Here is an 8,155-nt window from a genome sequence, read left to right on the forward strand (position 1 = left end):
CCGATGCCGCCGAAGAAGTCGTCGCACCGGCCATGCCCGCCGAGTGCCTGTTGGACCGAAACGCCCTGATCATGGGCTACTCGGGCGTCTACTCCAGCTTCCTCAAGCACGCCATCCGCCAGTCGGAGCGTTACGGAGTGCCGGCCCACCAACTGCTGCACCGGGCCGGCCAGCGCAAGCTCATCGGTGGCCAGGAGGACCAGCTCATCGACATCGCGCTGGAAATCAAGCGCGAACAGCAAAGCGGCGCCACGGCTACTCGCTAGCCTGCGGTTTTCGGGGGATTCCCACACAGGCGGCGCATAGCAACCGCGAGTACTCTGACCCGCATGCGCACGACACACAAGAAGGTCGGCCTGCTCGCCGGGGGGCTGCTGACCGCTACCGCCGCGACGATGATCGCACTGCCCGTGGCGGGCATAGCTAACGCGGATCCGCAATGCAATCAGGACGTGGGTTCATCCATAGACTCCTACCTGCAGCGGCATCCCGACCTGCACCAGAAGCTGCAATCGCAGTCGGAGGCCGAAGGCGGTGGCCCCAACGTCATCGACTATCTGAACCGGCATCCCGACATCCGCCAGCACCTGATCGACCTTTCGCACTCGTGCCCGCCCTAGTGAGCCGGCCTCGTCTTTGAACGTTGCGGCCGACGCGCGGGAACGTTCGCCATTGACGAAAAAGTAGAACACGTTCTAGCGTCTATGCGTGTTCTCTGATCCCCTTGCCTCCGCGATCGCCGAGGCCGAGAAGTTGGTGGCCGCCGCACCGTTCATCGAGACCGAAGCGGACCTGCTCGAAGGACTGCAGTATCTGGCCGGCTGTATTGCGGCCTGCACGCATCTGGCCTTCGACTACGAACGCGACCACCCGTTCCTGCAGTCGGGCACCGGACCGTTCACCAAGATGGGCCTGGACAACCCGGACACCCTCTACTTCGGTACCCGGGTGCATGCCGACCGTGACTACGTCGTCACCGGCGTGCGGGGCACCACCACCGACCTGAGCTTCCAGCTGCTCGGCGGTGAGTACACCGACGACAACGTGCCCGCGAGCCAGGCGGCGTTCGACGATCGAGAGCTCGAAATCGCCGCCGACGGCAGCTTCGAGTGGCGGGTTCGGCCGTCCAGCGCGGGGCAGTTGGTGATGCGCGAGGTATACGGCGACTGGTCGGCCCGGCGCGGCACGCTGGCCATCTCCCGACTGGACACCGCGGGTACCGCGCCGCCGCCTCTTACTCGCGAGACGATCGAAAAGCGTTACGCCACTGCGGGAAAGCAGCTGGTGACCCGGGTGAAGACGTGGCTGCAGTTCCCGCAGTGGTTCTATCTCGACATCCCGGTCAACACCATGGTTCCGCCCCGGCTGACGCCCGGCGGTCTGGCCACCCAGTATTCGTCGGTGGGGCACTTTGACCTGCAGCCCGACCAGGCGCTGGTGATCACCATTCCAGTCACCGACGCCCCCTACCTCGGCTTCCAGCTGGGCAGCCTGTGGTACATCTCGCTGGACTACATCAACCACCAAACCTCGCTGAACAACACTCAGGCTCAAGCGGATCCGGACGGCATAGTGCGGATGGTCATCGCCGACCAGAATCCGGGAGTGACCAACTGGGTCGAGACGCTCGGCCACCGGCGCGGCTTCCTGCAGTTCCGCTGGCAGCGGGTGTCCCGTCAACTCACCGATGCCGACGGTCCGACCGTCGAGCTGGTCGACCTCGATGCGGTGGCGGGCAAGTTGCCATACTTCGAGCACAACAAGATTTCCGAGGACGATTGGCGTGCGCGAATTGCGCTGCGCCAACAGCAAATTGCGGCAAGGATGCTGGGGTGACGATGTCAGGGATGCTCGATCAAAAGGTTGTCGTCATCAGCGGCGTCGGGCCGGGACTGGGCACGACGCTGGCGCACCGATGCGCGCAAAACGGCGCCGACCTGGTGCTCGCGGCGCGGACCGTGGAGCGGTTGGAGAACGTCGCCAAACAGATCAACGACACCGGGCGCAAGGCCCTCGCGGTGCGCGCCGACATCACCGACGACGACGAGGTGAATTACCTCGTCGAGACCGCCACGGCGACCTTTGGCAAGGTCGACGTGCTGATCAACAACGCGTTTCGCGTGCCATCAATGAAGCCGTTGGCGGGCACCAGTTTTCAGCACATCCGCGACGCGATCGAGCTCAGTGCGCTCGGCGCGCTGCGGCTCATCCAGGCCTTTACGCCCGCGCTGGAGTCCGCTGACGGATCGATCGTCAACGTCAACTCCATGGTGCTGCGTCATTCGCAGGCCAAGTACGGCGCCTACAAGATGGCCAAGTCGGCGCTGCTGTCCATGTCCCAGTCGCTGGCGACCGAGCTCGGCGAGAAGGGTATCCGCGTCAACTCGGTTGCCCCGGGCTATATCTGGGGCGAGACGCTGCAGGGCTACTTCGAGCACCAGGCCGGAAAGTACGGCACCACGGCGGACCAGATCTATGCCGCCACCGCGGCTAACTCCGATTTGAAGCGTCTGCCCACCGAGGACGAGGTCGCCTCGGCCATAATATTTTTGGCAAGCGATCTGTCGAGCGGCATCACCGGCCAGACCCTGGACGTCAACTGCGGGGAGTATCACACCTGATGCCCGTCGCCGACGATGCGGAGCGCAGCGATGAGAAGGAGGCGGCGCGACAATGACAGATCGCACCGACATCGGCACCGTCGAGGACCTGCACGCATCGGCTAGCAAGCTGATCGGGCTCGACGACTTCGGCAGCAACGACGACAACTATCTCGAAGCCCTCGAGACGCTGCTGAGCTCCTACCGGCGGGAAGCCGGACTAACGCCGTTGGGCAGCAAGATGAATCGGTTCTTCTTGCGCGGGGCACTGGTGGCTAGGCTGCTGTCCGAAGCCTCATGGAAGCAGTACCCGCAACACGCCGACGTCGTCATCGAACGCCCGATCTTCGTCACCGGGCTGGTGCGCACCGGCACCACGGCGTTGCACCGGCTGCTCGGCGCGGACCCGGCCCACCAGGGGCTGCACCTGTGGCTGGCCGAGTTCCCGCAGCCGCGCCCACCACGCGAAACTTGGGACTCCAACCCATTTTTCCGTCAACTCGACGACCTGTTCACCAAACACCACAACGAGAACCCCGACTACACCGGTCTGCATTTCATGGCCGCATACGAGCTGGAGGAGTGCTGGCAGTTGTTGCGCCAGTCGCTGCATTCGGTGTCGTATGAGACCCTGGCGCACCTGCCCACCTACGCCCAGTGGCTGTCGCAACAGGATTGGACGCCGTCATATCAGCGGCACCGCAAGAACCTTCAGTTGATCGGGCTCAACGACGCCGACAAGCGTTGGGTGCTCAAGAACCCCAGTCACCTGTTCGCTCTGGACGCGCTGATGGAGACCTATCCCGATGCGCTGGTGATCCAGACCCATCGCCCGGTGGAGACGATCATGGCCTCGATGTGTTCGCTGGCCCAGCACACCGCCGAGGGATGGTCGACAACGTTCGATGGCGCCCAGATCGGCGCTGACGCAATGGAAACCTGGTCGCGCGGTCTGGAGAATTTCAACACCGCCCGCGCGAAATACGATTCGGCCCAGTTCTACGACGTCGAGTACAAGGATCTGATCGCAGATCCGATGGGCACGGTGGCAGATGTTTACGAGCACTTCGGCATGACACTCACCGATGAGGCGCGAAAGGCCATGGCAGACACCCACGCCGAGAGCCAGACCGGCGCGCGGGCCCCGAAGCATACCTACTCGCTGGCCGATTACGGCCTGACCACGGAGACGGTCAAGGAGCGATTCGCCGGGCTGTGATCAGTCGTCGTCCGGCTCGTCTTCGAGATAGCCCTCGGCGACCGCGTGTTCGATGCTGTCGCTCAATTTGGGACACGACCGGGTGCGCGCCGTGTCCCCACCCGATTCGCGCACCTCGGCGAAATACGCGCAGCGCTGCGACGCTTCGGTGTTCCACTGCACCGCGGTGTGACCCGGGCCCAGTCGCCGGACGGTGACCGTGACATGGCAGAACCGGCAATCCACCGGCAGCAGCCCCGAGTTTAGATAGCGCTCGCGGTCGGCCCGACTGGCCTCGGCAACCGCGGCGGCGCGCTGCGGATCGTTGGCGAAATCCCTTGCCTTCGACCAGCTACCGCCGTCGCGTCCTGGGCGAGCCGGCCGCTCGTCGTGGTCGTCATGATCGCCGTGCAGCATCAGCATCGACCGGGCTAGCCGATCGACGTCAGGCGGCTGCTCGGGTGAACTCATGTAGCCGGCTGCTCGGTCTTCTCTTCTTCAGCCCGCTTTGCCAGGTTTTCGTCGACCTCGACGTGCCACTTCTCGTTGGCGATGGAGGTGTCCACCTCAATCTCGAAGCGGTCCGTCATATCCGAAGTGACGTCGGCAGCATCGACGTAGAACTGTTGATACCAGCGTCGCATCTGATACACGGCGCCGTCTTCCTCCACCAGCAGCGGATTGTCGATGCGCGTCTTGTGCTTCCAGATCTCGACGTCCTGCAGGAAGCCCTTGCTGACGCCCTCGGTGAAGACCTTGGCGAGCTTGTTGGTCATCTTTTCGTCCATGCCCTTGGGCTTTTCGACGATGACGCCCCACATCAGCACGAACGAGTTCTGAGTGACCGGGTAGTGGCAGTTGATCAGGATCGACTCGGCCTTGTAGTCGCCGTATTTGTTGTGCAGCCAGTTGATCATGAACGACGGGCCGAAGTAGGACGCCTCCGAATCCAGGTGTGCCTCGCCGTAGGAGGTGCCCAGATCGTTGACATCGGGCCTTCCGACGTTGTGCAGGTACTGCGAGGCGATGTGCCCCTCAAAGACGTTCTTGAAGTACGTGGGCAGACCGAAGTGGATATAGAAGAAGTGCGCCATGTCGGTCACGTTGTCGATGATGTCGCGGCAGTTCGACCCCTCGATGAGGATGCTGTTCCACCGCCAGTCGGTCCACTCGTCGCTGTGGGACTCCGGGATGTCCGGAATGCGGACGGCGGGGTCCGGCGGGTTGTTCTCGTGGTCGTGCCAGACGAACAGCAGGCCGCCGCGCACATCGGTCGTCCAGGCGCGGGTGCGGGCCGTCTTTGGCGTGCGCTTGGCGTAGGGCACCAGCTTGCACTTGCCGTCGCCGCCCCAGCGCCAGTCATGGAACGGGCAAGCGACCTCGTCGCCCTTGATCGTGCCCTGTGCCAGGTTGCCGCCCATGTGCCGGCAGTAGCCGTCCAGCACGTGCACGTCACCGTGCGAGTCGGCGAACACGACGAGGTGACTGCCGAACGCCTCGATCCCATGTGGTTCGCCGTCGAGGTAGTCCTTGACGAGCCCAAGGCAGTGCCAGCCGCGTGCATAGCGGTCGGGCAGGGTGCCGGCGTCGATTTCGCGAACTTCGGCGGTTTCGGTAGCCATGCGGCCTCCAAACTCAGCGGGCTTCTAACTAGAACACGTTACAGTTTTGCGGCGGGGGCGCGCAACGACGGTGACCGTGGCCATGACATATGCGCACTGGGGTATATCTAAACGATGCCGCTGTTTTCTTTTGAAGGCCAGTCGCCGCGGGTGGACCCCACCGCGTTCGTCGCCCCGACCGCCACGCTGATCGGCGACGTTGTCGTCCAGGCGGGGGCCTCGGTCTGGTACAACGCCGTATTGCGTGGCGACTACGGGCCCATCGTCGTGCGGGAAGGCGCCAATGTGCAGGACGGGTCGGTGCTGCACGCGCCGCCGGGCATCCCGGTTGACATCGGCCCCGGTGCCACGGTGGCCCACATATGCGTCATTCATGGGGCCCACGTCGGCAAAGAGGCGCTGATCGCCAATCACTCGACCGTTCTGGACGGCGCGGTGATAGGCGCGCGCAGCCTGGTCGCCGCGGGGTCGCTGGTGCTTGCCGGCACCCAGATTCCGGCCGGGATGCTGGCCGTCGGATCGCCCGCGCAGGTGAAGGGCCCCATTGCCGGAACGGGTGCGGAGATGTGGATCAATCTCAACCCGCAGGCCTACCGCGACCTGGCTCAGCGGCACATGGCTGGCCTGGAACCGATCTAGTGCCGATCTAGACCTTTCGGGTGCTCGCCGTCGCGCGGTCCATCTCCCAATACGCGCGCAGGGCGACCATTTGGCCCTCGTCGTTTGCTTTGTAGGTGAACACACCTTCCGCGGTGACCTGGTAACCGGCGGTCGTGATCAGGATGTGCCCGACGTTGGCTTCCTCGTTGCCGCACTGATAGGTGTCGCGGAAGACGAACTCGATCTTGTCGGTGGGGGCGATGGCCTTGTCCCAGAAAGCCGAGATCGCGTCGCGCCCGCGGTGTCCCTTACCTTCGGGGTCCAAAGCCGATGGCCCGATGGGGTCTTCGACGATGGCGTCCTCGGTGAACACCGCCAGCCACGCGTCCTTGTCCCTGGCGGTGACCGCCTCGCGGGAGCGACGCCCCGCCTCGTGCGCGGGGTGCTCGGACTGGGTCACGAGCGCCACTCCTCCTCATCGCTGCGCTCTGCATCGTCGCCGGCGCGGGTCATGAGCGCGGTTTTTCGCGCTCCGGCTTCTCGCTGGCGACCACCCACATGGAGTAGTACTGCGAGCCGCCGCCGTAGGCGTGTCCCAACGCTTTTCGCGCATCCGGCACCTGGTGATCGCCGCCCTTGCCCATCACCTGGATGGCCGCCTCGGCGAAGCGGATGAGACCCGAGGCGCCAATGGGATTCGACGACAGCACCCCGCCTGACGGGTTCACGGGCAGTCGGCCACCGATCTTGGTTTCACCCGCTTCGGTGAGTTTCCAGCCCTCGCCTTCGGCGGCGAATCCCAAGTTTTCCAACCACATTGGCTCGAACCAGGAGAACGGCACGTAGATTTCGGCGGCATCGATCTCGTCGATCGGGCTCTGGATGCCGGCGGCCTTCCACAGCGCGGCGGCCGCGTCACGGCCGGCCTGCGGGCTGACCTGGTCACGTCCGGAGAACTGCAACGGCTCGGTGCGCAGCGCGGTGGCGTGGATCCATGCCACCGGTTGCCCTTCCGCCAGCCGGGCCTCGGCGCTCTCCTCGTTGCCGATCACCACGGCGCAGGCGCCGTCCGATGACGGGCAGGTCTCGTCGAAGCGAATGGGGTCCCACAGCATCGGCGAATCCATCACCTTCTCGACGGTGATGTCGGGTTGATGCAAGTGCGCCAACGGATTACGGGCGCCATTGAGTCGGTCCTTGACGGCGACGATCGCGCCGATGTTGTTCGGCGCGCCCGAGCGGCGGATGTACGAGCGGACGTGCGGAGCGAAATAGCCACCCGCCCCGGCGCCCACCGGCTTGATGAAGGGGATCGGAATCGACAACGCCCACATGGCGTTTGATTCCGACTGCTTCTCCCACGCCATCGCCAGCACCCGACGGTACTTGCCGGACTGCACGAGGCTGGCGGCGACCACGCCGGTGGATCCGCCGACCGAACCCGCGGTGTGCACCCGGATCAGCGGCTTACCGGTAGCTCCGACGGCGTCGGCCATGAACAGCTCGGGCATCATGACGCCCTCGAAGAAGTCCGGCGCCTTGCCGACGACGACGGCATCGATGTCGTCGAACGTCGAACCGGAGTCGGCCAGCGCTCGGTCGATGGCTTCGCGGACGAGACCGTTCATCGAAACGTCTTTGCGCTTCGCGACGTACTTGGTCTGTCCGGTACCCAGCACCGCAGCGAGGTTTGCCCCTGCGCCTGCCATCAGTTCTTTCCTTCCATAACCGCGACCAAGTTCTGTTGCAACGCAGGCCCGCTGGTGGCGTGCGCGAGCACCCGCTCCGCTGACCCACTCCAGATGTGTTGTGCCGCAAAGCCGATTCGCTCAAGTCCGGCTACGAACATCGGATTCGCCGCTAGCGCACCGCCGGAAGGATTGACCTTTGTCGGCCCCGGTATCCGGATCGCCTCCGCGATGATCAGGTGCTGGTGGGTGAACGGTGCGCAGATCTCGGCGACGTCGAGGTTGTTGGCCCTGCCACCCAGGGCGACGTGGGCCGCGGCCTTCGTGGACTCGGACTCGGTGAGGTCGCGAACGCCCAGCGCCGGCGACTCGATGCGGTGCTCAATTCCGGTGATCCAGGCCGGGTTTTCGCGCAGCTCGCGCGCCCGGTCGCCGGCCGCGAGCACG

The 8,155-nt window shown here is 64.7% G+C and carries 9 protein-coding genes and 2 pseudogenes; 6 read left to right on the top strand and 5 right to left on the bottom strand.

The genetic code is table 11. From position 1 onward, the window contains the following. From JOZ00_RS20160 to JOZ00_RS20180, 5 genes and pseudogenes are all read left to right on the top strand, one after another. Positions 1-266, top strand: a pseudogene (locus JOZ00_RS20160) (4-hydroxy-2-oxovalerate aldolase); the annotation flags it as partial. 63 nt (positions 267-329) lie between these two features. After that, a complete protein-coding gene (locus JOZ00_RS20165; protein WP_293346944.1) occupies positions 330-620 on the top strand; it encodes a hypothetical protein in 291 nt (96 codons plus the stop codon). An 88-nt stretch (positions 621-708) separates the two neighbouring features. Beyond that, positions 709-1,836: a hypothetical protein gene (locus JOZ00_RS20170; protein WP_293346999.1), complete on the top strand. Its 1,128-nt coding sequence runs from the start codon at positions 709-711 to the stop codon at positions 1,834-1,836. Positions 1,837-1,838: 2 nt separating this feature from the next. Beyond that, positions 1,839-2,621 carry an SDR family oxidoreductase gene (locus JOZ00_RS20175; RefSeq protein ID WP_293347020.1) on the top strand — a complete coding sequence of 261 codons (783 nt, stop codon included), beginning with the start codon at positions 1,839-1,841 and terminating at the stop codon, positions 2,619-2,621. Between the two features lie 52 nt (positions 2,622-2,673). Further along, positions 2,674-3,819 carry a sulfotransferase gene (locus JOZ00_RS20180; protein ID WP_293347002.1) on the top strand — a complete coding sequence of 382 codons (1,146 nt, stop codon included), beginning with the start codon at positions 2,674-2,676 and terminating at the stop codon, positions 3,817-3,819. Here JOZ00_RS20180 and JOZ00_RS20185 read toward each other — a convergent pair whose 3' ends face one another. Next, positions 3,820-4,269: a hypothetical protein gene (locus JOZ00_RS20185; RefSeq protein WP_293347005.1), complete on the bottom strand. Its 450-nt coding sequence runs from the start codon at positions 4,267-4,269 to the stop codon at positions 3,820-3,822. It lies immediately after the preceding gene. Further along, the gene (locus JOZ00_RS20190) at positions 4,266-5,420 is read right to left on the bottom strand and encodes a Rieske 2Fe-2S domain-containing protein (RefSeq protein ID WP_293347008.1); all 1,155 of its coding nucleotides are present in this window, start codon (positions 5,418-5,420) and stop codon (positions 4,266-4,268) included. Before JOZ00_RS20190 ends, JOZ00_RS20185 begins: the two co-directional genes overlap by 4 nt. Positions 5,421-5,534: 114 nt before the next feature. Between JOZ00_RS20190 and JOZ00_RS20195 the strand changes: the two genes are divergently transcribed. Next, the gene (locus JOZ00_RS20195) at positions 5,535-6,059 is read left to right on the top strand and encodes a gamma carbonic anhydrase family protein (protein WP_293347011.1); all 525 of its coding nucleotides are present in this window, start codon (positions 5,535-5,537) and stop codon (positions 6,057-6,059) included. A 7-nt stretch (positions 6,060-6,066) separates the two neighbouring features. Here the strand turns inward: JOZ00_RS20195 and JOZ00_RS20200 are convergent, their stop codons facing one another. The 3 genes and pseudogenes from JOZ00_RS20200 to JOZ00_RS20210 form a co-directional block, all read right to left on the bottom strand. Continuing rightward, positions 6,067-6,480, bottom strand: a complete 414-nt coding sequence (locus JOZ00_RS20200) for a nuclear transport factor 2 family protein (protein ID WP_293347014.1) — start codon at positions 6,478-6,480, stop codon at positions 6,067-6,069. A gap of 49 nt (positions 6,481-6,529) precedes the next feature. Further along, entirely contained in the window at positions 6,530-7,729 is a 1,200-nt protein-coding gene (locus JOZ00_RS20205; protein WP_293347017.1) for a thiolase domain-containing protein, read from the bottom strand. Next, a pseudogene (locus JOZ00_RS20210) lies at positions 7,729-8,155 on the bottom strand (lipid-transfer protein); the annotation flags it as partial. The pseudogene JOZ00_RS20210 and the gene JOZ00_RS20205, both read right to left, overlap by 1 nt.

The sequence above is a fragment of the Mycobacterium sp. genome, assembly GCF_019243155.1.
Taxonomy (GTDB): domain Bacteria; phylum Actinomycetota; class Actinomycetes; order Mycobacteriales; family Mycobacteriaceae; genus Mycobacterium.